We start from the raw sequence: 23,705 nt of genomic DNA on the forward strand, positions 1-23,705 counted from the left end.
CGATCAGGCCGCTTCCGGTGCCGCGCCGACGAGTTGGCGGGCCTGAAGCATCGACATCGGATCGCCGAAGGCGGTCCCTTGCGCGTATTCGCAGCCGAACTCGGCCAGGGCCTGCGCGTCGGTCTCGTTCTCGGCGCCGTCGGCAATGATCGCGAGGCCGAGTTCCTGGGCCATCTTGACGATGGAGCGCAGCATCACCGAGTGCCCGGCCGCCATCTGGCGCACGAAGGTCGGGTCGATCTTGATCGTGTCGAACGGGAAACGCTGGAGATAGGACAGGGCCGAGTAGCCGGTGCCGAAATCGTCGAGGGACAGGCCCGCCCCGAGATCGTGGATGCGGCTCAGCATCTGGGCCGCGTATTCCGGGTTCTCCATCACCAGCCCTTCGCCGAGTTCGAGCTTGAGCGAACCGGGAAGCACCCCAGACCGCGCCATGATCGTCTTCACGTCGTGAAGCAGGTCGTGTCGGAGGATCTGGCGCGAGGACACGTTCACGCAGGCGAAGATCGGCGGATCGACGTCGAGGGAGCGCTGCCAGGCGGCGAGTTCGAGGGCGGTGCGCTCCAGAGCGAAAATGCCGAGATTGACGACGAATCCGCACTCCTCGGCGATGGGCATGAAGGTGGAATGCGGAATACGGCCGAGCTTGGGGTGGTCCCAGCGCAGAACCGTCTCGAACCCCGCCACCGTGCGATCCTCGAGGCGGACGACGGGCTGGAACAGCACCTTCATCTCGTTGCGGTCCAGGGCGCGGCGCAGGTCGGCCTCGAGCATCAGCCGGTCGCTGCGTTCGTTGCGCATGGAGGCGCGGAACACTTCGGTGCGGTCGCCGCCGTTGCGCTTGGCCTGGATCATCGCGATCTCGGCGTTCTTGAACACGTCCTCGCGCTTCAGGGCGGCACCGGCCTCGTGCAGGACGATGCCGATGGAGACGGTGAGGAAGATCTCGCGGTCGGCATAGGTGATGGGCGTGGCGATGGCCCGGCGGATCATGTCCGTGAAGGCGATGATGCGGTCGGGCTCGCGCTCCGAGAGCAGGATCAGCCCGAACTCGTCGCCCGCGATGCGGGCGAGGGAATCCTGCGGACGCAGGAGCCGGCCGAGACGGCGCGACAGGGTGAGCAGGATCGAATCGCCCGCCGAGAGACCGATGGCGTCGTTGATCGCTTTGAACCGGTCGACGTCAAGGAGGATCGTCGTCGGCTTCAGGCGCGCGTCCTGACTCGCGAAGGCGAGGGCGGCGTCGAGGCGGTCGTTGAATAATTCGCGATTGGGCAGGCCGGTGAGGCTGTCATGGATCGCGTCGTAGAGAAGGCGCTCCTCGGCCGTCTTCACCTCGGTGACGTCCGAGATGGTGCCGACGATGCGGATGACCTCGCCGTCCGGGCCGATCACCGGCCGGGCCTTCAACCGATACCAGACATAGAGGCCTTCCGTAGAGCGCAGGCGGAAATCGTGGACGATGCGGCCGCGCCGCTCCTCGATCACCGTGTCCAGGGCGGCCGAATAGCGGTCCACGTCGAAGGGATGGACGAGGCCGAGCCAGTTCGAGGCCGGCCCTTCGAGGGTGCCGCGCTTCAGGCCGAGCTGGTTCTCGATCTCCTGTCCGGCGAAGACCCGGTCCGCCGGCACGTCCCAATCGAACACCACGTCGCCGGCGCCCGTCAGGGCGAGGGCGCGCCGCTCGGTGTCCGAGACCAGGGAATGGGTCATGCCGCCCCCGGTGAAGGCGTGCTGCATCACCGTGAAGCCGATGAGCATGACGATGAGGACGAGACCTCCGATGAGGGCCGGCTGGACGAGGTCGCTGCCGATCTGGCCGGTGATGGCGAAGCCCGCGGCCACGACCCAGACGAGGAGCAGGAACCAGGTCGGCACCAGCAGGATCGCCCGGTCGTAACCGTTATGAATGGCGAGATAGACGATCAGCAGGAGGCCGACGCCGGCGACGGCAGCGATCGAGATGCGGGCGACACCCGCCGCCACCGGCGGATCGAACACCGCCAGACCCACGAGGCCGGCCAGGAACGCGAGCCAGAAGAAGGCCACATGGCCGTAGCGCACGTGCCAGCGGCTCAGGTTAAGATAGGCGAACAGGAAGACGAGGAGCGTCGCACCCAGCACCGCCTCGGCGGAGGCCCGGTAGACCCGCTCGGCCACTTCGGTGACGGGAAAGACCCGCTGCAGGAAGCCAAAGTCGATACAGGCATAGGCGAGCACGGCCCAGGCGAGGGCGGCGGCCGCGGGAAAGATGATCGCGCCCTTCACCACGAAGATGATCGTGAGGAACAGGGCGAGCAGGCCGGCAATGCCGATGATGATGCCCTTGTAGAGCGTCAGGCCGGTGGATTTCTTGCGGTAGGCTTCCTGGTCCCAGAGATAGACCTGGGGCACGTTCGGTCCGTTCAACTCGGCGACGAAGGTGACGGTGGCGCCGGGATCCAGGGTGATCACGAACTGGTCGGCTTCCGGGTTCTCGTCACGCTCGGGCCTGATGCCCTGGCTCGCCGTGATCGCCGCGATGCGCGAGCCGCCGAGATCCGGCCAGATCACGCCCGAGCCGACGAGACGGAAATGGGGCGCCACGAGGACCCGGTCGATCTGCTCGTCGGTGTCGTTGGTGAGCGCGAACACCATCCAGTCGGGCCGAGCGCCGCTGTCGCGGGCCTTCACCACGATGCGGCGGACGATGCCGTCCTTGCCGGGGGCGGTGGAGATCTGGATCAGGTCGCCGTCCGAGCGGTAGCGCTCGATCATCGGTGTCAGGTCGATCGCCGGAGCGTCGAGGGTGACGCGCACGGCTTCCACGGCCGAAGCCGGCGCCCCCGTTCCGAGGAGGCCGATCAGGACCGAGACAAACGCGGTGAGGACGAGGAAGGATCTGCGCAACGGGCGAGTGTTCCGGCCGGGCGGGCACTGACGAGGAATACGGCTCAGCTTGTGGCCCAGTCGTACCGGCGGGGGGGTCCACGGACAAGGCGAGCGGTCTGCCCGACTTCGAGGCACCCACTGCTTCTTGGCGTAGCGCCGAGAAGTTTTGGATCGCGTCCTTTTGCGGCCAAAACAAGCCGGACACGCTCCTGAGGCTGGGAGCCGGAGCCCGAAACACTGCCAGGGGCGACAATGATCGGTATGAAAGCAGACCTACGGCAATGTGCCGGCCGTCCGATGTGTCGTCCGGTGGCCTGACCCTCGATGCCAGGCCACCGGAGCGGAAGCGCTCCTCACTTTGCCTGGAGCACGCCCTTCATCTTCTCAAGGGAGGGCAGCTTCTTGATCGGGCCGATCGCGGCGAGCGTCGGGGCGCCCGAGAGCAGGCGCAATCCCGCCGCCCTGACGTCGTCCACGGTGACGGCATCGATCTTGGCGATGACCTCTTGTGGCGGGATCACCCGGCCCCAGGCGAGCATCTGCCGGGCATTGCGCTCGATCCGGCCGCCGGGGGTCTCCAGGGCGGACAGCAGCGCCACCTTCACCTGCGCCTTGGCGCGGGCGACCTCAATGGAATCGGCATCGCGCGCCGCCGTGGCCGTGGCGGCCAGTGTCACGTCGACGAGTTCGGCGAGATCCGAGCCGGACGTGCCGGCGCCGATGCCGAACAGGCCGCAATCGACGAAGGACCAGTGGAACGCCTGGATCTCGTAGGCGAGGCCACGGGTCTCGCGCACCTCGTGCCAGAGCCGCGAGGTGAGACCGCCACCGAGCACCTGCGCGAACATGTGCAGGGCGTAGTAGCCTTCGTCGCGGAAGGAGAGGCCGGGCAGGCCGAGAACGAGATTGGCCTGTTCGAGCTTCTTCTGAATCCGTTTCTCGCCGCCGACATAAGTGCCGGGGACCATCTCGGGAGCGACCGTCGCCGGCATGCCGCCGAAATGATGCTCGGCCGCCTCCACGATGGCCTCATGGGAGATGGCGCCCGCTGCGGCGACGACGATGCGGTCCGGGGTGTATTCGCGGGCGAGATAGGCCTCGATCGCGTTGCGGTCGAAGCTGGCGATGGTCTGCGGCGTGCCGATGATCGGACGGCCGATCGGCTGGTCCGGAAAGGCCGCCGCGGTGAAGGCCTCGTAGACCACGTCGTCGGGCGTATCCTCGATGGCGGCGTATTCCTGCAGGATCACGCCCTTCTCGCGGGCGAGTTCGCCCGCGTCGAAGACCGAGCGGGTGAGGATGTCGCCGATGACGTCGAAGGCGACGCCGGCATCCTCGCCGAGGACGCGGGCGGTGTAGCTGGTGCCTTCCGCGCTGGTGGCGGCGTTGATGTCGCCGCCGACATTCTCGATGTCCTCGGCGATCCGGCGGGCCGAGCGGGTCTCGGTCCCCTTGAACGCCATGTGCTCGATGAGGTGGCTGAGGCCGCCCTCGTCAGGCCGCTCGTGGCGCGATCCGGCGCCGACCCAGACGCCGAGGGTCGCGGTGGCGACCCCGGGCATCGTCTCCGTGGTGACGGTGATGCCGTTGGAGAGGCGGGACACCTTCAGGCCGGGAGACGCGCCATGGGTCGCGAAATGCTGGTTCATGGGTTCTCAGTTCCCCGCCGTGATGCGCGAATGGCTGCGGATGAAAGCTTCCACCGCCGCCTGATCGTTGGCGACGCGGGTGAAACGCTCCTTCCGATCCAGCAGATCGGCGAGGTGCGGCGGCAGGACGGGGCGAAGGCCGCCCGTCGCCTGCGCGACCGCGTCCGGAAACTTCGCCGGATGGGCGGTGGCGAGGGCGACGACGGGGGTCCTGGCGTCCTTCTCGAGAAGGCGCCGGCCGGCATGAACGCCGATGGCGGTATGCGGATCGATGACCATGCCGATCTCCCGGTGCACCCGTGCGATCTCGGCGATGACGGCCTCTTCCGGAACGGACGCGGCGTCGAACTCGTCGCGGACGGTCTTGAGCAACGCCTCGTCGAGATGGAATCCACCCGATTGCTTCAATCCGGCCATCAGCCGCGAGAGGCTCGACGCGTCGCGGCCCAGGGCCTCGAACAGCAGGCGCTCGAAATTCGAGGAGATCTGGATATCCATGGACGGCGAAGTGGTCGGCTGGACGCCACGAACCTCGTAGGCACCGTGCTCGAGAGTGCGGGCCAGGATGTCGTTGGCATTAGTGCCGATCATCAGGCGCTCGATGGGCAGGCCCATGCGCTTGGCGACCCACCCGGCGAGGATGTCGCCGAAATTGCCCGTCGGCACCGCGAAGGAGACCGGGCGATGCGGCGCGCCCAGGGCCACGGCGCTGGTGAAGTAATAGACCGCCTGCGCGGCGACCCGCGCCCAGTTGATCGAGTTGACGCCGGAAAGCCGCAGCTCATCGGCAAAATCCGCGTGCTGGAACAACGCTTTTACGATGTTCTGGCAATCGTCGAAATTGCCGTCGATGGCGATGGCGTGGACGTTGTCCGCGCCCACCGAGGTCATCTGGCGACGCTGCACCTCGGAGACGCGGCCATGCGGGAATAGGATGAAGATGTCGACCTGATCGAGGCCGCGGAAGGCCTCGACGGCGGCGCTGCCGGTATCGCCGGAGGTGGCACCGACGATGGTGGCGCGCGAGCGGCGGGACCGCAGGACGTGGTCCATCAGCCGGCCGAGGAGCTGCATCGCCACGTCCTTGAACGCCAGCGTCGGACCGTGGAAGAGCTCCAGCAGGAACAGGTTGTCGTCGAGCTGCACCAGCGGGCACACCGCCGGGTGGCGGAACGTGGCGTAGGAATCCTCGATCATCCGGTCGAGATCGGCATCCGCGATCTCGCCGTCGATCAGCGGCCGCAGGACGAGCTTGGCCGCGTCGGCGTAGCGTTGTCCGGCGAGCCCGGCGATCTCGTCGCGGGAAATCTGCGGCCAGCTCTCGGGCAGATACAGACCGCCGTCGCGGGCGAGGCCGGCGAGGAGAGCATCAGAAAAGCTGAGGGGCGCCGCGGCGCCGCGGGTCGAAACGTGTAGCAAAGGGGCCTCCGGGAAGGGGGTCGGTCTACACGAAGTGGATGGCGCTGTCGAAAGCCGGAAATTCCCGACATCCGGGATCACGCTTCGCCGATAGGCGAAGGAAGCGGCGCCGCTTTGGCGAAGCCCTAATCGATCAAGCTCCGCCGACCTCGTCGAGGAACCGTTCGATCGCGCGCTCCGTCCGAGCCTTCGTCCGCGCCTCCGCGATGTAATTTAACCCCGCTTCCGACACCGCCTCGGCATAGGCTTCCTCGGTGCAGAGGCGTCGGATGGTCTCGGCCAGATCGTCCAACGTCTCGGTGAGAGCCGGATACGGGGCCGGAAGGTCCTCTTCCAGGTCGCCCCAGAGCAGGCCCGCCAGCGGAACGCCGGCCGACAGGCACTCGTGCTGCGCCAGGCCGAACCCGGCCCAGGGCGGGAGGGGACTGACGTAGCAGGAACACGAGCTCTGCAACTCGTCCTTTGCACGCCGGTCGAGAAAGCCCCCAACCGTATCTTGCCCGTACATGACGATGTCGACGGATCGCTGCTTGGCCAATTCGATGACCTGATGGGTCAAAGCCAGATCGTAGCGATCGCGCGTGTTCGGCCGGGACTTCATCGTCCAGGCACGATCCGCGCTCCATCGGTAGCGCCGCTCGGCCTCGTACCAGGGGGCGATTACCCAGGACGGTTTGTGCAGCAGCGCCGGATGATGGGTTCGCTGAAGGGCCAGGACCTTACGGGACAAGGTGATGACGCCGTCCACCTCGTCGATGAGCTTCGGCGGAAGAAGCCCCGCACGCCCATTGTGGATGATCCAGATATGGGCGGCATCGGGTAGCCGCCTCCTGGCTTCCTCGAGCTGCAGTGGAGTGGTCACGAGGACGGCCGCGACGTTCTCGTCGCTTCCGTCCCAGGACGGAACCTGGAGCAGGGCCGATTCCGCCAAGCCGTCATGGTCGCCGAGCTTGGCCGCTTCCATTTGCCACCCGGCGGCGGATGCCCAGTTGTTGAGGAGCGTCGGCGATTGCAGCGCCGCGACGACGCGTGGCACGCCCGTGCGTCTCTCAGACGCGATGGGACGTCGGAGGAGCGGCCGGGTCACCTCCTTGCGCCGAGCGGCGGGCTGCCCGGCATCGAGATCCGAACTGGAGAGATGGTTGGCGAGATCGATCTCGAACGACCGAACGTGATCCGACTCGCTGTGCCCGAGACGGAAGACGACGAATACCTCGTTCGAGAAGGCGAGCGTGGCCCTTCCAAAACTGGCGGCGAGCAGACGCACCGGAATCTGCTCGATCAGGCCCTTGTGGCAAACCACCTGCTGGACAGAGGGGATGTCGTCGAGGTCCGAGAAGGCGATCAGGTCCGGGCGATATTCCTTGAGCCCGTCCGGTGCCGCCGTTGCGGCAAGCAGCGCTTCGTCTTCGTCCAGGAATGCGATGAGGGCCGCCCAATACGGATCCACCGGCTGTGCTCCGCTCATCTCGACCTCATCTCCCTCGATCCGGCAAGAGCGCAACGTCTCCCACAGAATTCCTGCCGGGCCGTCGTGCCCGGAGCGAGGGCAGGTGGTCACGGTCAGTTTCGTGAGGCACTCTTAGCCGCGAACGGGGCGCCCTGCATCCATGGGATGTCGTGTTTTCGGGAGGGAGGGGCCAAAGCCATCCGCGCCCGTCGTTGCCTAGGCGTTGTCGCCGGGTGCCTTGACGAGGCGGCAGCCATTGATCCGCCAGGCGCCGTCATTCTGCTTCTCGAGGCTGTAGAGCGCCATCCAGTCGACGCCGTTCTCGTCCTGCAGCTTCATCCCCAGGGTAAGCCCGTCCTCTCCGCTCTCCTCGACACGGTCGATGCTGAAGCTGCGGGCGCGGTAGACGGCGGCATATCCCTTCCGCACCATCTCGATGAACGTCTCCGGTGAGGCGAACATCCCCTGGATCGAAGGGGCGGCCTGGGCATAGGCGGTGGCCGCGTCGTCCTTGCGGAACGCCTCGATCTGCCGCTCCACCGTCGCCCGCGCCTCCGACTTCGCCGCATCGTCGGCGGCTCGGGCCGGTGAGACCCACTCAAGCGAGAATAGGCAGAAACAGGCGATCAGGAGGGAGAGGACGGTGCGCATGGACCACACTCCGCGAAGGGGGCGACCGGACGCAGGATAGCGCGGTGCTTCCGGCCGGCAAGAGCCGACCATCCTGCGCACTCTGTCGGCTTCCGCTACGCACCCGCGTTCCTCGCGGTGCCGTCACGCTCTTCCGACAGACGTTTCCACGCGAAGACGCCGAAGACACCGAGGAGGCAGGCGGCGATGCCGAACCACGTGAAGGCATATTGCATGTGGTTGTTGGGAAGATCGACGCGAAGCTGTCCTCCCTTGGGCCAGCCGCCGGGATTCGGCGTGGCATCCGCCTCGATCAGATAGGGCATCACGGTGATGCCCCTGGCGGCGGCGATGCCGTTGACGTCGCGATGGAACCACTCGCCCTTGGCGGGCTCCGGCGGCGGCACGAATATGGTCCGTATCTCCGGACCGCGCAGCATCCCGGTGATCGTGACCGATCCCGCGACTTGTCCCGCCGCACGCCGCGCGGCGTCCTTCAGTTCGGTGGGCACGAAGCCCCGGTTGACGAGGACGAGGCTGCCGCCATCGTCCCGCTTCAGCGGGGTCAGAACGTAGAACCCCTGGAGCGCCTTGCCCGGTACGGCACCCGCCGCGAGACCATGGACCAACGTCTCTTGGTCGTTCAACAGCATCCCCGTCACCCGCACGCGCTCGAACTCGTCCCGCGCGGGATTCCAATCGTCCCGAGTCGGGAGAGGGGCAGGGGGCTCGGAGCGCGAGCGGGCGACAATGCGGCCGATCAGGGCCTCCTTCTCGCCCTTGCGCTGCAACTGCCACACGCCGAGGCTCAGCAGGATGGCGAGGCAGATCAGCGAGGCGATGGCGGGCGCGGCCAGCGCCCGCACGGCGCCCGGACGAACAGGCTTCGGCATCAGCGAAAGCGCCCCTCCTCGGCTTTGTTGGCGAATTGAAGCGCCGCCAGCATGCCCTTGAGGGGGCGCACGAGAGCGAGGCTCAGGCCCACCGACAGGGTGATGGCCACAAGGGCGTGGACCCAGATCGGCGGTTCGAAGGTGATCTCCATCCACAGGGCCAGTCCGACGACGACGATGCCGACGATGGACATGACGAAGAAGGCGGGGCCATCGCCGGAATTGAAGTTGGAATAGTCGAGGCCGCAGACCTCGCAGGACGGCCGGAACGTCAGGAAGCCGTCGAACATCGCGCCCTTGCCGCAGCGGGGGCAGCGGCAGCGCAATCCGGTGGGAACTGGCGGCGGTAGCGGCCGAGGTGAGTTCACGATGCTTGCTCCTCGGCGACGGGTAAATCCGCCATCCGCCCCATATGGGATTCGCGGCGAGTCATGGCACGAAAAAGGGCGGCTCGCGCCGCCCTGATTCTCATACCTGTGTCGCTTCGCCCCAATGAGGCGTGATCAGCGTCAGTGAGCCGCCGTGCCGGCGCCCCAGACGTAGATCGAGGCGAACAGGAACAGCCAGACCACATCGACGAAATGCCAGTACCAGGCGGCGAACTCGAAACCGAGATGCTGCTGGACCGTGAACTGGCCGAGATAGACCCGGTAGAGGCAGATCGCGAGGAAGATCGTGCCGATGATGACGTGCGCGCCGTGGAAGCCCGTCGCCATGAAGAAGGTCGCCGAGTAGATGCTGCCCGAGAAGCCGAAATGCGCGTGGCTGTACTCGTAGGCCTGGCAGGCCGTGAACAGCACGCCGAGGATGATCGTCAGCCACAGGCCGTATTTCAGGCCCTTGCGGTCGTTGTGCAGCAGGGCGTGGTGAGCCCAGGTGATCGTCGTGCCGGAGGTCAGCAGGATCAGCGTGTTGAGGAGCGGCAGGTGCCAGGGATCGAACGCCTCGATGCCCTTCGGCGGCCAGGTGCCCCCGGTGAAATCCAGGCGCGTGGTCTGGATCGGGTCGGCGGTGTAGAGCGCCGCCTCGAAATAGGCCCAGAACCAGGCGGCGAAGAACATCACCTCGGAGGCGATGAACATGATCATGCCGTAGCGGTGGTGAAGCTGGACGACGCGGGTATGGTCGCCGGCATTGGCCTCGTGAACGACGTCGCGCCACCAGGAGAACATCACGTAGAGCACGCCGATCGTGCCGGCGCCGAAGATGTAGGGACCGGGGCTGAGCGTGCCGATCTGCAGGCTCTTCATCCAGAACACGGCGCCGAACGCCATGAGGAAGCCGGAAAAGGCACCCAAGAGCGGCCAAGGGCTCGGGCTCAAGATATGGAAGTCGTGATTCTTGGCGTGCGCCTCGGCCATCTGAACTCTTCTCCTCACCCCGGGCCCAATGCCGCGAGCGGCTTTGACCTTCTGAACGTTCGGCTACACCGGAACCCTTAATCGGGACGGCGCAGTGTTGTCACGCTTGAGACCGCAAAAAATCCGGCGCGTCGAAAACGCGTCCCGCCAAATTATGCGACGGCCTCAAAAATTGGTTTTCGCACCCTTGCCGTCCGTCGTCGCGAGGGCGGCCGAGGGCTGGCCGTTCTTCGACGCGAAGTAGGTGTAGGAGAGGGTGAGTTCCTGGAGGTGCGCCGTGTTCGAATCGGCGCGCACGGTCGGATCGATGTAGAACACCACCGGGAAGTCCATCGTCTCGCCGGGCTGCAGCGTCTGCTCATTGAAGCAGAAGCACTGGATCTTCACGAAGAAGCTGCCCATCAGCCCCGGCTGGACATTGTAGGTCGCGATCCCCGTCGAGGGGGTCGTGCCCGTATTCTTGACACGGAAGAATACGGTCTTCGTCTCGCCCAGACGCGCCTCGATCTTCGGCGTTTCGGCGACGAAGCGCCAGGGCAGGGTCGAAGCGACGTTGGTGTCGAAATGGACCACCATGCTGTCGTCCACGGCGACCTGTGTCGGAGCGAGCCCGACCCGAGGCGTGCCGTCATAGCCGGTGGCCTTGCAGAACATGTCGTAGAGCGGCGCCGACGCGAAGGCGAGGCCGACCATCCCCACTGCCAGACCCGCACAGGCGAGGGCGGTGACCGAAGCCTTGCGGTTCGGCGTGCTGCTTCGCTTGGTTGGCATGTCGGTCATGATGACGTCCGACTCTCTTCGCTGAACCGTTCGGTCGATCGGGTCACAGCGGGCGATTGAGGATCTGCGGTCCGAGCTTGGCGATGGTCAGGGCATAGAAGATTGCCACGAGCACGAACAGAACCGTGGCGATGGCGATGGAACGCCTGCGCTGGCGCTGCTGCTCCTCGGGCGTCAGACGCCGCGGCGGCGTGGATTTCTCCGGCATCGCGGTCACGCGAGCACCGCGCGGTAGAGCCCGAGGCCCTGCTCGGCCAGGACCGCTGAGAACAGCAGGAACAGGTAGAGGATCGAGAAGCCGAACATGCCGAGCGCGGCCTTGCGCTCCGCCTCGCCCTCGCGGTTGCGGTAGACATGGACGCTGAAGGCCAGCATTCCGAGGCCGCCGATGAAGGCGGTGACGCCGTAGAGCCATCCGCCGAAACCGAGGAACACCGGGGCGAGGCCCACCGGGAACAGCACGATCGAGTAGTAGATGATCTGGCGGCGTGTGGATTGCGGCCCGGCGACGTTGGGCATCATCGGGATGCCCGCCTTGGCGTATTCGCCGGCCTTGATCAGGGCCAGCGCCCAGAAATGCGGCGGCGTCCAGATGAAGATGATGAGGAACAGGATCGTCGATTCGATGCCCACCGAACCCGACACGGCGGCTTGACCGATCATCGGGGGCAGGGCGCCGGCGGCGCCGCCGATGACGATGTTCTGCGGCGTCGCCCGCTTCAGCCACATGGAATAGACGACGGCATAGAAGACGATCGTGAAGGCCAGGAGCGAGGCGGCGAGCCAGTTCGAGGCGAGGCCGAGCACCAGCACCGAGCCCACGGACAGGACGATGCCGAAAGCGAGAGCCTCGCCGGGCTGGATGCGGCCGCCGGGAATCGGGCGGGTCGCCGTGCGGGTCATGACCGCGTCGATATCGGCGTCCCACCACATGTTGAGGCAGCCGGAGGCGCCGGCACCCACCGCGATCATCAGGAGCGAGATCACGCCGACGACGGGCTGGATGTGAACGTGCGAGACCACCATGCCGACGAGGGCGGTGAAGATCACCAGTACCATCACGCGCGGCTTCAGGAGTGCGAAGAAATCCGCGACCTCACCACCGACCATCATCGGGGTCGGCGCGAAATCGTGCGGCTCGGCGGCAGCGGAGACGCTGTTCGACAGGCTCGTCATGGGGTCCCGATACTGTTGTCGGTATGGCCGGAATTCGGATCACGCCGTCTCTGGCGCCGCCCTTTGCGGGATGTCGCTCGGTGAAGAGGGGCATCCGGTAAAGAGCGAGGACCGCTCGCGCGATCCTCGCAATCCCTAGTGTCATTTTAGAACAATCGCAATTTCGAAGGCGATCGCGATCGTGGAGACGGCAGCGTCTTAGTGACCGTGGTCGTCGACGATGGTCGGCAGCGTCTCGAACTGGTGGAAGGGCGGCGGCGAGGACAGCGTCCACTCGAGGGTGGTGGCGCCTTCGCCCCAGGGATTGTCGGCGGCGCGGACCTTAGACCGGAAGGCGAGGACGACGCCGATGAAGAACACCACCATGCCGAGAGCGAAAATGTGCCCGCCCCAGGTGGAGACCTTGTGCCAGCCGGCGAAGGCTTCCGGATAGTCAGCGTAGCGACGCGGCATGCCGGCGAGACCGAGGAAGTGCATCGGGAAGAACAGGATGTTCGCGCCGATGAAGGCCAGCCAGAAGTGCAGCTTGCCGGCCCATTCCGGGATGACGTAGCCGGTCATCTTCGGGAACCAGTAGTAGACACCGGCGAAGATGATGAACACGGCGCCGAGCGACAGCACGTAGTGGAAGTGGGCGACGACGTAATAGGTGTCGTGCAGGTACTTATCGACCGCCGAATTCGCCAGCACGACGCCGGTGACGCCGCCGACGGTGAACAGGAAGATGAAGCCGACGGCCCAGTGCATGGCCGCGGTGAAGCGGATCGAGCCGCCCCACATCGTGGCGATCCAGGAGAAGATCTTCACGCCGGTGGGCACCGCGATGACCATGGTGGCGAAGACGAAGTAGGATTGCGTCTGGAGCGACAGGCCGACCGTGTACATGTGGTGAGCCCACACGACGAAGCCGACGACGCCGATGGCGACCATGGCGTAGGCCATGGCGAGGTAGCCGAACACCGGCTTGCGCGAGAAGGTCGAGATGATGTGGGAGACGATGCCGAAGGCCGGCAGGATCATGATGTAGACTTCGGGGTGGCCGAAGAACCAGAACAGGTGCTGATAGAGCACCGGATCACCACCGCCGGCCGGATCGAAGAAGGTCGTGCCGAAGTTGCGGTCGGTGAGCAGCATCGTGATCGCGCCGGCGAGGACCGGGAGCGACAGGAGCAGCAGGAACGCGGTCACCAGCTCGGCCCAGGCGAACAGCGGCATCTTGTGCAGGGTCATGCCCGGCGCGCGCATGTTCAGGATCGTGGTGATGAAGTTGATGGCGCCGAGGATCGAGCCGGCGCCCGAAAGGTGGAGGGCGAAGATCGCGAAATCCACTGACGGGCCGGGATGGCCGGACGTGGAGAGCGGCGGGTAGACGGTCCAGCCGGTGCCGGCACCGCTGGTTCCGGGGGCGCCTTCGACGAACAGCGAGCAGACGAGGCTCGCGAAGCCGGCGACGGTGAGCCAGAACGAGATGTTGTTCATGCGCGGGAACGCCATGTCGGGCGCGCCGATCATGAGCGGGACGAACCAGTTGCCGAAGCCGCCAATGAGCGCCGGCATCACCATGAAGAACACCATGATGAGACCGTGGCCGGTCACGAACACATTGTAGGTGCCGGGATTCGAGAAGTACTGCAGGCCGGGCTCTTCCATCTCCATGCGGATGCCGAAGGAGAGGAACGCGCCGATGATGCCCGCGCAGAACGCGAACAGGAGGTAGAGCGTGCCGATGTCCTTATGGTTGGTCGACAGGAACCAACGGGCGAAGAAGGACGGCGTATGGGAGGCGTGGGCGTCGTGATGCCCTGATTGTGCTGTGGCGGTTGCCATCGTTGCAGACCCTGTTCAGGTTTCTCTAAATCTCTCGATTTGCGAATGAACCGGCCCGATCAGGGGCCGGTCCAGCCGGTGCCGTCGGGCGGCGCCGGAAAGAGCCGCTACTTGGCTTCTGCGAACTTCGAACCGTCGTCGAGGCGGGCGAACTTGGTCTTCCCCTCGGCGAGCCAGGCGGCATAGGCCTCGTCGCTCACGACCTGGACGGTGATGGGCATGTAGGCATGGCGGGCGCCGCAAAGTTCCGAGCACTGGCCGTGATAGGTGCCCTCGCGCTCGGCCTTGAACCAGAACTGGTTCAGGCGGCCGGGGATCGCGTCGATCTTGAAGCCGAAGGACGGCATCGCCCAGGAATGCAGCACGTCGGCCGCGGTCACCTGGATCTTCACGATCTTGTTCACCGGAACGACCATGTCGTTGTCGGTGCCCAGAAGCTTGGGCTGCTTCTCTTCGTCGATGTTGGCGTCGAAGGTGAAGCCGCCGCCATTCTCCACGGCCGGGTATTCGTAGGACCAGTACCAGGCATGGCCGATCACCTTGATGATGACGTCGGCCTTCGGGTCGGAGAGCTGGGTGCGCAGCAGGCGGAACGAGGGGATGGCGACCGCCACCAGGATCAGCACCGGGACGATGGTCCAGGCGATTTCGATCATGGTGTTATGGGTGGTCTTGGACGGGACCGGGTTCGCCTTCGCGTTGAACTTGAAGATGCAGTAGACGATCAGGCCCAGCACGAAGGCCGAGATGCCGAAAGAGAGCCAATGCATCCCCTGCTCGAACGTGTGGATGTCCCGCGCGTTCTCGGTGACGGCGACCTGACGGTCCATCTGCCACGGCTCGGGCTGGCCGATGCCGGCCGCCAGAGCGGCTGTAGAAACGAGGGTGGTGCCGAGCGCAGCAAGAGCGCCCGCAGCAAGTCCCCATGATGACCGGTGTTGCGCCTGCGTGGTCCGCATGTGCCTCTCGTGGCTCCCCTTTGGTATCGTTCTACGTCGTCCCGCAGCGTCTTGCGACTTTTGACGTCGCGCGCAAGTCCTCGCTCAACGGGAAAGGCAAGCCTCGATCACGAAATTCGGGCCGGCATTGCCGGTGTCAGACCACATGGAGGTCGGCGGCGCAACCGCAACAGCGTCGCATGGATGGAGCTTTCCCCTTAGTCCAGGCTCAGGCGAGCCCGAATGACCGGCGGGGTTCAAAGTGATTTTGCCGGGCGGCGAACTTAAATTGATCTTACCGCCGTCCTCGGGGCTGAATCCCTCGCCAGTATAGCGCCGTTCCCGCTATGGAGAGGGCCTGATCCTATGCGGGGATGCCTTGCTCACGCCAAGTGTCGAACGCGCCGGAGGCCGGATTTCGGGATGAACACGACAAGGTCCCGGCGGTGATCGAGCGTCTCGAATTCCTCCTTGCCCTGGCCCGCGAGCGGCATTTCGGCCGGGCGGCGCAATTCTGCAACGTGTCTCAGCAAACCCTCTCGGCCGGGGTGAAGCAGCTCGAAGAGCGGCTCGGCGTCCTGCTGGTGGAGCGCGGATCGCGCTTCCAGGGGTTCACCCCCGAAGGCGAGCGCGTCCTCGATTGGGCGCGCCGGATCGTCGGCGACGCGCGCGCCATGCGGGAGGAAGTCGCCAGCTTGCGCCGGGGGCTGTCCGGTACCCTGCGGCTCGCTGCGGTTCCCACCGCGACGCCCATCGTCGCCTCGTTGACCACGCCCTTCCGTGCCCGCCACCCCGACGTGCGGTTCTCCGTCCACTCGACGACCTCCGGCGAGATCGGCCGGCTGATCGCCGACCACGAGATCGATGCCGGAATCACCTATCTGGAGAACGAGCCGCTCGGGAAGGTCATCGCGGTGCCGCTCTACCGCGAGCGCTACCGCCTGCTCACGGCCATCGACGGCGTCTACGGCAAGAGGGATTCGGTCAGCTGGGAGGAGGTCGGTCGTCTGCCCCTGTGCCTGCTCACGCCGGACATGCAGAACCGCCGCATCATCGACGGCCATCTCCACAATGCCGGGCGGGACGCCGCGCCCCTGCTTCAGTCGAACTCGATGATCGTGCTGCTCACCCATGTCCGCACCGCGAAATGGGCGAGCGTGATGCCGGCGGTCCTCGCCGACAGCTTCCGCCTGAGCGAGCGAGTCCGTTCCGTCCCGATCGGGGAGCCCGACGTCAGCCATATGATCGGGCTCGTGGTGCCGGAACGGGACCCCATGACGCCTCTCTGCGCCGCCCTCATCGTCGAGGCCCAGGCGATCGCCCCGACCGTCGCCGACGACATCGCTTCGCTCTAAATCTCTTCCTCTCAACTCACTCGTCACACTGCCCTTTTGCAGTGCACAATAGAATTATAACAAAAAAGCATTGTCGAACGACCGAACCGCGCGATTGATTCACGGTCGGAGATATACCACCTTGGAACGAGAAGAAGTTCACCGGGTAGGAACAATGCTGCAGCACGAGCCCTGGAGCGCGCAGCGTGCGGCCGGCATCATCGCCGACCATACGCATCTCGAAGGCGCCACGCTCCCCATTCTCCACGCCTTGCAGGAGACCTTCGGCTACGTCGACGAGGGTGCGGTGCCGCTGATCGCGGATGCGCTGAACCTGTCCCGCGCCGAGGTCCACGGCTGCATCACCTTTTATCACGACTTCCGCCGCGCTCCCTCCGGCCGGCACCAGGTGAAGCTGTGCCGGGCCGAGGCTTGCCAGGCCATGGGCTCGGATGCGCTCCACGCCGACATCCTCGCCCGCCTCGGCATCGATTGGCACGGGACGACGCCGGACGGTCAGATCACCGTGGAGCCAGTCTATTGCCTCGGCCTCTGCGCCAACGGTCCGGGCGCTCTGGTCGACGACGAGCCGCTCGCGCGCCTCACCGCCGACTCCCTGGAATCGGCCCTCACGGAGATGAAGTCGTGAGCATCACCATCTATGTCCCGCGCGACGCCGTCGCCCTCGGTCTCGGCGCCAACCGTGTGGCCCGCGCGATCTTTGCCGGTGCCGAGCGCCGCGGCCTCGACGTCACCATCGTCCGCACGGGTTCGCGCGGGATGCTGTGGCTGGAGCCCATGGTCGAGGTCGCGACCCCGGAGGGCCGCATCGCCTACGGTCCCGTCACTCCCGGCGATGTCGACAGCCTCCTCGACGCCGGCCTTGTGAACGGCGGTGAGCATGCCCTTCGTCTCGGCAAGCCCGAGGAGATGCCTTACTTCGCTCGACAGCAGCGCCTGACCTTCCATCGCTGCGGCGTGATCGATCCCGTCTCGGTGGAGGATTACCGGGCGCATGGCGGCTATAACGGGTTGGACGCCGCGCTGAAGCTCGATGCCGCCGGCATCGTGGCGCAGGTGCGCGATTCCGGTCTGCGCGGTCGCGGCGGTGCCGGCTTCCCCGCCGGCATCAAGTGGAACACGGTGATGCTCGCCCAGTCCGAGCAGAAATACGTGGTCTGCAACGCCGACGAGGGCGATTCCGGCACCTTCGCCGACCGCATGATGATGGAGGGCGATCCCTTCAACCTCATCGAGGGCATGACCATCGCGGGCATCGCGACGGGCGCCACGCGGGGCTACATCTACCTGCGCTCGGAATATCCCCAGGCCTTCGCGACGCTGAAGGAAGCGATCGTCAACGCCAATGCCGCCGGTTATCTCGGCGCCAACGTGGCGGGCTCGGGCAAGGCCTTCCACCTCGAAGTGCGCTTAGGGGCGGGCGCCTATATCTGCGGCGAGGAGACCTCGCTGCTGGAGAGTCTGGAGGGCCGTCGCGGCATCGTGCGCGCCAAGCCGCCGATCCCGGCGCTGAAGGGCTTCCTCGGCCAGCCGACGCTCGTCAACAACGTGATGACCTTCACCGCCGTGCCCTACATCCTGGAGCACGGCGCCAAGGCCTATGCCGATTACGGCATGGGCCGCTCGCTGGGCACTTTGGCGATCCAGCTCGCCGGCAACATCAAGCATGGTGGCCTCATCGAGTTCGCCTTCGGCATCACCCTGCGCGAGATCATCGAGGATTTCGGCGGTGGTACGCAGAGCGGCCGTCCCGTCCGGGCGGTCCAGGTCGGCGGCCCGCTCGGGGCCTACTTCCCCGACCATCTCCTCGATACGCCGCTGGATTACGAAGCGATGGCGGCCAAGAAGGGCCTCGTCGGCCATGGCGGCATCGTGGTGTTCGACGACACCGTGGACATGGCCAAGCAGGCCCGCTTCGCCTTCGAGTTCTGCGCGGTGGAATCCTGCGGCAAGTGTACCCCCTGCCGCATCGGCGCGACGCGCGGCGTCGAGACCATGGACAAGGTCATCGCCGGCATCCGTCCCACCGAGAATCTCGCCGTCGTGGCCGACCTTTGCGACGTCATGACCGATGGGTCGCTCTGCGCCATGGGCGGGCTCACGCCGATGCCCGTCATGAGCGCGATCACCCATTTCCCCGAGGATTTCCAGCAGCGCGGACCGATGTCCGTGGCCGCTGAATAAGGAGGCGCGACCCATGGCCCTCATCAAAGAGATCGATTACGGCACCCCGATCCGGGTGAACGAGCAGACCGTCACCCTCACCATCGACGGCATGAACGTCACCGTTCCTGCCGGCACCTCGGTGATGGCGGCGGCGATGCACGCCGGCACGCAGATCCCCAAGCTCTGCGCCACCGATTCGCTGGAAGCCTTCGGCTCCTGTCGCCTCTGCCTCGTGGAGATCGAGGGGCGGCGCGGCACGCCCGCCTCCTGCACCACCCCGGCCGAGAACGGCATGGTGGTTTCGACCCAGACGGACAAGCTCGCCAAGCTCCGCAAGGGCGTGATGGAGCTCTACATCTCCGACCACCCCCTCGACTGCCTGACCTGCGCCGCCAATGGCGATTGCGAATTGCAGGACATGGCTGGCGCGGTCGGCCTGCGCGACGTGCGCTACGGCTATGACGGTGCCAACCACGTCAAGCCGTCCTCGGACCAGTACTTGGCCAAGGACACATCCAACCCGTACTTCACCTACGATCCCTCGAAGTGCATCGTCTGCAACCGCTGCGTCCGCGCCTGCGAGGAGACGCAAGGCACTTTCGCCCTGACGATCTCGGGCCGTGGCTTCGACAGCCGCGTCGCCGCCGGCCCCACCGACTTCTTCAACTCCGAATGCGTGTCCTGCGGCGCCTGCGTCCAGGCCTGCCCCACGGCGACGTTGCAGGAGAAGTCGATCATCGAGCACGGTCAGCCGGACCATTCCGAAGTCACCACCTGCGCCTATTGCGGTGTCGGCTGCTCGTTCAAGGCCGAGATGCAGGGCACCCGCATCGTCCGCATGGTCCCCTACAAGGATGGCAAGGCCAACGAGGGCCATAGCTGCGTCAAGGGCCGCTTCGCTTACGGCTACGCGACCCATAAGGACCGCATCACCAAGCCGATGATCCGCGACAAGATCACGGACCCCTGGCAGGAAGTGTCGTGGGAGGTCGCGATCGACCGCGCGGCGTCCGAGTTCAAGCGCATCCAGGCCCAGTACGGTAAGGATTCGGTGGGCGGCATCACCTCGTCGCGTTGCACCAACGAGGAAGCCTACCTCGTCCAGAAACTCGTGCGCGCCGCCTTCGGCAACAACAACGTCGATACCTGCGCCCGGGTCTGCCACTCGCCCACCGGCTACGGCCTGATGTCGACGCTCGGCACTTCGGCCGGCACCCAGGACTTCGCCTCGGTGGCGCATTCCGACGTGATCCTCGTCATCGGTGCGAACCCGACGGACGGCCATCCGGTCTTCGGATCGCGGATGAAGAAGCGTTTGCGTGAGGGCGCCAAGCTCATCGTCGCCGATCCGCGCAGGATCGACCTCGTGAAGTCGCCCCATATCGAGGCCGATTACCACCTGCCGCTGAAGCCCGGCTCCAACGTCGCCTTCATCAACGCCATGGCTCACGTCATCGTCACGGAAGGGCTCATCGACGAGGCCTATGTCCGCGAGCGCTGCGACCTCGGCGACTTCGAATCCTGGGCTCGATTCATTGCTGAGGAGCGTCACTCGCCCGAGGCCCAGGCCGACAAAATCGGCGTGAATCCCGAGGACATCCGGGGCGCCGCCCGCCTCTACGCCACCGGCGGGGCTGCGGGCATCTATTACGGTCTCGGCGTCACCGAGCACAGCCAGGGTTCGACCATGGTCATGGGCATGGCCAACATCGCCATGGCCACCGGCAATATCGGCATGCTGGGCGCCGGCGTGAACCCGCTGCGCGGACAGAACAACGTCCAGGGCTCCTGCGACATGGGCTCGTTCCCGCACGAGCTGCCGGGCTACCGACACGTCTCGGACGATGCCACCCGCGAGACCTTCGAATCCCTGTGGGGCGTCCAGCTCGACAAGGATCCGGGCCTGCGCATCACCAACATGCTCGACGAGGCCGTCGATGGTGCCTTCAAGGGCATGTACATCCAGGGCGAGGACATCGCCCAGTCCGATCCGGACACGCACCACGTCACCGCCGGCCTGATGGCGATGGAATGCATCGTCGTGCAGGACATCTTCCTGAACGAGACGGCCAAGTACGCCCACGTCTTCCTGCCGGGCGCGTCGTTCCTCGAGAAGGACGGCACCTTCACCAATGCCGAGCGGCGTATCAGCCGCGTGCGCAAGGTGATGCCGCCGCTGGCCGGCTACGGCGATTGGGAGGGCACGATCCTGCTCTCCAACGCGCTGGGCTACCCGATGAACTACTCGCATCCCAGCGAGATCATGGACGAGATCGCCTCGCTCACCCCGAGCTTCAAGGGCGTGAGCTTCGCCAAGATCGACGAACTCGGCTCGATCCAGTGGCCGTGCAACGACGCCGCCCCCAACGGCACGCCGATGATGCACGTCGACCGCTTCGTGCGCGGCCTCGGCAAGTTCATGATCACGGAATACGTGGCCACCGAGGAGCGCACCGGCCCGCGCTTCCCGCTCATCCTCACCACCGGCCGCATCCTGTCGCAGTACAATGTCGGCGCGCAGACCCGCCGCACGGAGAACTCGCGCTGGCACGAGGAGGATGTCCTGGAGATCCACCCGTTCGACGCGGAAGTGCGCGGCATCGTCCACGGCGATCTGGTGGCCCTGGAGAGCCGCTCCGGCGACATCGCCCTCAAGGCGATCGTCTCCGAGCGGATGCAGCCGGGCGTGGTCTACACCACCTTCCACCACGCTAAGACCGGCGCCAACGTCATCACCACCGACTTCTCGGACTGGGCTACCAACTGCCCCGAGTATAAGGTGACGGCGGTGCAGGTGCGGCGGACCAACCGGCCGTCGGATTGGCAGGCGAAGTTCTTCGAGGAAGACTTCTCGCTCACGAGAATCGCGACCCAACTGAATGCTGCCGAGTAGACGAGACGAATCCGAAATCGCTCAACACGATGCGTCGGCTCCCACGAGCCGGCGCGTCCCAACCCTGGTCGTGGCCTACGAGGATCCCGCGGCCCGCGAGGGGCATCGCGATCTCGCGGTCGAGATGCCGGTCAACCTCGTCTATGGCAGCGTGCCCTACGCCGTCATGATGACGACGCCATCCGACCTCGTCGATTTCGCCTACGGTTTCAGCCTCACCGAGGGCATCGTCGAAGCCGCCGACGAGATCCGGTCGGTGGAGGTCGAGAACGGCGAGGGCGGTCTTCGTCTCGTGGTTGATCTCGCACCGGGGCGGTTGCGCGAGCACCTTGCCCGGAAACGCGCCATCTCCGGGCGTACCGGATGCGGTGTCTGCGGCATCGACGATCTCGCATCCCTGCCCAGGGCCGAGCCGCGCGTGCACGAGGCTGCTCAAGTTGAGATCGGGTCGATCCAGCGGGCTCTGCTCGCCTTGGGCGACGCGCAGGTAATCAACCATGCCACCCGCGCGGTTCACGCGGCGGCCTGGGCGGATCTCGGGGGCAACCTTCTCGCCGTGCGCGAGGATGTCGGCCGCCATAACGGGCTCGACAAGCTGATCGGCGCGCTGATGCGGGAGCGGACCGACTCGCGCGGCGGGTTCGTCGTCATCACCAGCCGCTGCTCGTTCGAGATGGTCGAGAAGGCCGCGACCTTCGGTGCTGCGGTCCTGGTGGCGATCTCGGCCCCGACATCGCTGGCCATCGACCGGGCGCGCCTGCACGACATGACGCTCTGCGCCATCGCCCGGTCGGACACCCTCACGGTCTTCACCGGCCGGGAACGCCTTCTCCTTGCCGCCGAGCGCTAGAGGCGCACCCGGCCCCCTTCACCCGTCGACCAGAGCCAGTCCCATGAGCGCCCTGACCACCAACGACAAGCTCGTCCGCATGGCGAACCAGATCTCCGGCTTCTTCCGATCCTATCCGGATGACGAGGCGGTCGCTGGCATTCACAAGCACATCGTCGCGTTCTGGACGCCGAAGATGCGGCGTGCCCTCGAAGCGCATGGCCCCACGGAGGGAAGCGGTCTCGATCCGCTGGCGCTGAAGGCGATCACGACGTCCCCCGACCAGAGCGACAGCCCAGTTCGGGCGGCCACGAACGATCCACACCTCCAGGGTGCAGGCGCCAGCGACGCCGGCTAAAACGGCTCTTCGGGCAAGCTTGACAAAAAAGCGCCGAGCCTTCCTCGCTCGACGCTTTCCTTCGAAATGGTGGGGGATCGAGGTGCCGGCTACTCGGCCGGACGGTCGCCCTGCTGATCCTTGTCGGTCGACCCCGGCACCACCGTTGCGCCGCCGATGACCCGAACGGCCTTCCTGTCCGCCGGCGGGTCGCTCCAGGTCTGAGCCTTGGCGGATGGCGCCTGCGCGGCGTCGCGGCGGGGCTGATTCGCGGCGGGCGTCGATGGTTCGGCCTTCGGCTGCTCGATGGCGGCGACCGGCGGCGTGGTGGTCCGAGTGCCGGACGCTGCGTCCGGGGCGGACGGCGAGGGGGATTCCGGCGCGAGCCGGGGCGCGGCCGGTTTCGCCGGCGGGGCCAATCTGGTGATTTTGCGGGCAGGCGGTGCTTCCGCCGGGCGTCTCGCCTCGCCGGTGCGGGCATCCGGGTTCAGGCCCAACGGATTGCGGTCGGAGGGTTCAACGCGGGTGGTGGACTCGGGACGCACCGCCACGTCGTAGCGCGGTTGCCGGCCGATGCCATCTCCGTTCGGGATCCTGCCGGGAGGAACCAGCCGTTCCGCCTCGCGCATCGGTCGACGGGGCTGCTCGTCCGCCTCGGTCCAGCCATAGCCGGGCGCCGCCGGACGGGTGACCGGAACCGGTGCGGGCTGCATCGGGACACCGAGACGCTGACGGTTGAGCACGGCGCCGTCCCGTGCGTCCACGAACAGCCGAACCCTGTCGCCATAGGGGCCCGTCGCTTCGACGATATAGGCCCGGCCATCGAATCGCGGCCGTGTCACCTCTGTGAAGCCACGGTCGTTGAGGCGCCAGACCACGGCGCGGGGGGGAAGGAGCAGATCGGGCTCGTAGCCGTACTGTGCCTGGGCGGCGCCGGTCCCGAGGGCCGACAGGGTGATGAACCCCGCCAGCATGGTCAGGCTGATCGTATGGGAGCGCACAGGCGCCCTGCGGCTCGATTCCATGGTGCCTCGTCTCGATGATGTGTCGTCGTTCCGTAGCCCACTGTTGGCGCAGGTCTATGGAGGTCTCCGTGCGGTCCATCACCCCGCATGCCGCTTGTGCTTGGCA

General features: G+C 66.2%; 20 protein-coding genes. 6 read left to right on the forward strand and 14 right to left on the reverse strand.

The window, feature by feature from the left end; translation table 11 throughout:
- Window positions 1-3 precede the first annotated feature (3 nt).
- From FPV16_RS10830 to coxB, 13 genes are all read right to left on the reverse strand, one after another.
- Window positions 4-2,889: an EAL domain-containing protein gene (locus FPV16_RS10830; RefSeq protein ID WP_227438204.1), complete on the reverse strand. Its 2,886-nt coding sequence runs from the start codon at window positions 2,887-2,889 to the stop codon at window positions 4-6.
- A gap of 335 nt (window positions 2,890-3,224) precedes the next feature.
- Entirely contained in the window at window positions 3,225-4,520 is a 1,296-nt protein-coding gene (locus FPV16_RS10835) for a M16 family metallopeptidase (protein WP_227438205.1), read from the reverse strand.
- A gap of 6 nt (window positions 4,521-4,526) precedes the next feature.
- Window positions 4,527-5,939, reverse strand: coding sequence for a threonine synthase (thrC, locus tag FPV16_RS10840; RefSeq protein WP_227438206.1), 1,413 nt, complete (start codon window positions 5,937-5,939; stop codon window positions 4,527-4,529).
- A 133-nt stretch (window positions 5,940-6,072) separates the two neighbouring features.
- A complete protein-coding gene (locus tag FPV16_RS10845) occupies window positions 6,073-7,407 on the reverse strand; it encodes a glycosyltransferase (protein WP_227438207.1) in 1,335 nt (444 codons plus the stop codon).
- A 198-nt stretch (window positions 7,408-7,605) separates the two neighbouring features.
- Window positions 7,606-8,040, reverse strand: coding sequence for a DUF4864 domain-containing protein (locus tag FPV16_RS10850; protein ID WP_227438208.1), 435 nt, complete (start codon window positions 8,038-8,040; stop codon window positions 7,606-7,608).
- Window positions 8,041-8,135: 95 nt separating this feature from the next.
- Window positions 8,136-8,912: an SURF1 family protein gene (locus FPV16_RS10855; RefSeq protein ID WP_227438209.1), complete on the reverse strand. Its 777-nt coding sequence runs from the start codon at window positions 8,910-8,912 to the stop codon at window positions 8,136-8,138.
- Window positions 8,912-9,280: a DUF983 domain-containing protein gene (locus tag FPV16_RS10860; protein WP_413629263.1), complete on the reverse strand. Its 369-nt coding sequence runs from the start codon at window positions 9,278-9,280 to the stop codon at window positions 8,912-8,914. Before FPV16_RS10860 ends, FPV16_RS10855 begins: the two co-directional genes overlap by 1 nt.
- Before the next feature lie 141 nt (window positions 9,281-9,421).
- Window positions 9,422-10,273 (reverse strand): cytochrome c oxidase subunit 3, encoded by an 852-nt coding sequence (locus FPV16_RS10865; protein WP_018045001.1) that lies wholly within the window; start codon window positions 10,271-10,273, stop codon window positions 9,422-9,424.
- Between the two features lie 165 nt (window positions 10,274-10,438).
- Complete coding sequence (locus FPV16_RS10870; protein ID WP_227438210.1) at window positions 10,439-11,053, reverse strand: cytochrome c oxidase assembly protein; 615 nt, start codon at window positions 11,051-11,053, stop codon at window positions 10,439-10,441.
- 43 nt (window positions 11,054-11,096) lie between these two features.
- Window positions 11,097-11,270, reverse strand: coding sequence for a hypothetical protein (locus tag FPV16_RS10875; protein ID WP_227438226.1), 174 nt, complete (start codon window positions 11,268-11,270; stop codon window positions 11,097-11,099).
- A complete protein-coding gene (locus FPV16_RS10880) occupies window positions 11,267-12,229 on the reverse strand; it encodes a heme o synthase (RefSeq protein ID WP_027172192.1) in 963 nt (320 codons plus the stop codon). Before FPV16_RS10880 ends, FPV16_RS10875 begins: the two co-directional genes overlap by 4 nt.
- A gap of 198 nt (window positions 12,230-12,427) precedes the next feature.
- Entirely contained in the window at window positions 12,428-14,056 is a 1,629-nt protein-coding gene (gene ctaD, locus FPV16_RS10885) for a cytochrome c oxidase subunit I (RefSeq protein ID WP_227438211.1), read from the reverse strand.
- A gap of 107 nt (window positions 14,057-14,163) precedes the next feature.
- Complete coding sequence (coxB, locus tag FPV16_RS10890; RefSeq protein WP_027172194.1) at window positions 14,164-15,015, reverse strand: cytochrome c oxidase subunit II; 852 nt, start codon at window positions 15,013-15,015, stop codon at window positions 14,164-14,166.
- Window positions 15,016-15,440: 425 nt separating this feature from the next.
- On the opposite strand from coxB, the gene FPV16_RS10895 reads away from it, so the two are divergent.
- The 6 genes from FPV16_RS10895 to FPV16_RS10920 all read left to right on the forward strand — a co-directional run bounded on the left by FPV16_RS10895 (window position 15,441) and on the right by FPV16_RS10920 (window position 22,595).
- Window positions 15,441-16,349: a LysR family transcriptional regulator gene (locus FPV16_RS10895; protein ID WP_018044995.1), complete on the forward strand. Its 909-nt coding sequence runs from the start codon at window positions 15,441-15,443 to the stop codon at window positions 16,347-16,349.
- Between the two features lie 154 nt (window positions 16,350-16,503).
- Window positions 16,504-16,977: a formate dehydrogenase subunit gamma gene (locus tag FPV16_RS10900; protein ID WP_027172195.1), complete on the forward strand. Its 474-nt coding sequence runs from the start codon at window positions 16,504-16,506 to the stop codon at window positions 16,975-16,977.
- A complete protein-coding gene (locus FPV16_RS10905) occupies window positions 16,974-18,533 on the forward strand; it encodes a formate dehydrogenase beta subunit (RefSeq protein WP_227438212.1) in 1,560 nt (519 codons plus the stop codon). Before FPV16_RS10900 ends, FPV16_RS10905 begins: the two co-directional genes overlap by 4 nt.
- Before the next feature lie 13 nt (window positions 18,534-18,546).
- The gene (gene fdhF / locus FPV16_RS10910) at window positions 18,547-21,408 is read left to right on the forward strand and encodes a formate dehydrogenase subunit alpha (protein ID WP_227438213.1); all 2,862 of its coding nucleotides are present in this window, start codon (window positions 18,547-18,549) and stop codon (window positions 21,406-21,408) included.
- The gene (gene fdhD, locus FPV16_RS10915; protein ID WP_227438214.1) at window positions 21,395-22,258 is read left to right on the forward strand and encodes a formate dehydrogenase accessory sulfurtransferase FdhD; all 864 of its coding nucleotides are present in this window, start codon (window positions 21,395-21,397) and stop codon (window positions 22,256-22,258) included. The genes fdhF and fdhD overlap by 14 nt, the downstream gene beginning before the upstream one ends.
- A 43-nt stretch (window positions 22,259-22,301) precedes the next feature.
- Window positions 22,302-22,595, forward strand: coding sequence for a formate dehydrogenase subunit delta (locus FPV16_RS10920; protein WP_227438215.1), 294 nt, complete (start codon window positions 22,302-22,304; stop codon window positions 22,593-22,595).
- 89 nt (window positions 22,596-22,684) lie between these two features.
- On the opposite strand, the gene FPV16_RS10925 is transcribed toward FPV16_RS10920, so the two are convergent.
- Window positions 22,685-23,599 carry a hypothetical protein gene (locus FPV16_RS10925; RefSeq protein WP_227438216.1) on the reverse strand — a complete coding sequence of 305 codons (915 nt, stop codon included), beginning with the start codon at window positions 23,597-23,599 and terminating at the stop codon, window positions 22,685-22,687.
- Window positions 23,600-23,705: the final 106 nt, after the last annotated feature.

It is taken from the genome of Methylobacterium sp. W2, from assembly GCF_020662345.1.
GTDB lineage: Bacteria > Pseudomonadota > Alphaproteobacteria > Rhizobiales > Beijerinckiaceae > Methylobacterium.

Excerpts from the sequence above, each read along its gene's own strand:
- fdhD (WP_227438214.1), top strand. The coding sequence starts at position 21,395 with ATGCTGCCGAGTAGACGAGACGAATCCGAAATCGCTCAACACGATGCG.
- FPV16_RS10845 (WP_227438207.1), bottom strand. The coding sequence starts at position 7,407 with ATGAGCGGAGCACAGCCGGTGGATCCGTATTGGGCGGCCCTCATCGCA.
- coxB (WP_027172194.1), bottom strand. The coding sequence starts at position 15,015 with ATGCGGACCACGCAGGCGCAACACCGGTCATCATGGGGACTTGCTGCG.
- FPV16_RS10900 (WP_027172195.1), top strand. The coding sequence starts at position 16,504 with ATGCTGCAGCACGAGCCCTGGAGCGCGCAGCGTGCGGCCGGCATCATC.
- FPV16_RS10865 (WP_018045001.1), bottom strand. The coding sequence starts at position 10,273 with ATGGCCGAGGCGCACGCCAAGAATCACGACTTCCATATCTTGAGCCCG.
- ctaD (WP_227438211.1), bottom strand. The coding sequence starts at position 14,056 with ATGGCAACCGCCACAGCACAATCAGGGCATCACGACGCCCACGCCTCC.
- FPV16_RS10855 (WP_227438209.1), bottom strand. The coding sequence starts at position 8,912 with ATGCCGAAGCCTGTTCGTCCGGGCGCCGTGCGGGCGCTGGCCGCGCCC.
- FPV16_RS10835 (WP_227438205.1), bottom strand. The coding sequence starts at position 4,520 with ATGAACCAGCATTTCGCGACCCATGGCGCGTCTCCCGGCCTGAAGGTG.
- FPV16_RS10880 (WP_027172192.1), bottom strand. The coding sequence starts at position 12,229 with ATGACGAGCCTGTCGAACAGCGTCTCCGCTGCCGCCGAGCCGCACGAT.
- FPV16_RS10925 (WP_227438216.1), bottom strand. The coding sequence starts at position 23,599 with ATGGAATCGAGCCGCAGGGCGCCTGTGCGCTCCCATACGATCAGCCTG.
- FPV16_RS10850 (WP_227438208.1), bottom strand. The coding sequence starts at position 8,040 with ATGCGCACCGTCCTCTCCCTCCTGATCGCCTGTTTCTGCCTATTCTCG.
- FPV16_RS10920 (WP_227438215.1), top strand. The coding sequence starts at position 22,302 with ATGAGCGCCCTGACCACCAACGACAAGCTCGTCCGCATGGCGAACCAG.
- fdhF (WP_227438213.1), top strand. The coding sequence starts at position 18,547 with ATGGCCCTCATCAAAGAGATCGATTACGGCACCCCGATCCGGGTGAAC.
- FPV16_RS10870 (WP_227438210.1), bottom strand. The coding sequence starts at position 11,053 with ATGACCGACATGCCAACCAAGCGAAGCAGCACGCCGAACCGCAAGGCT.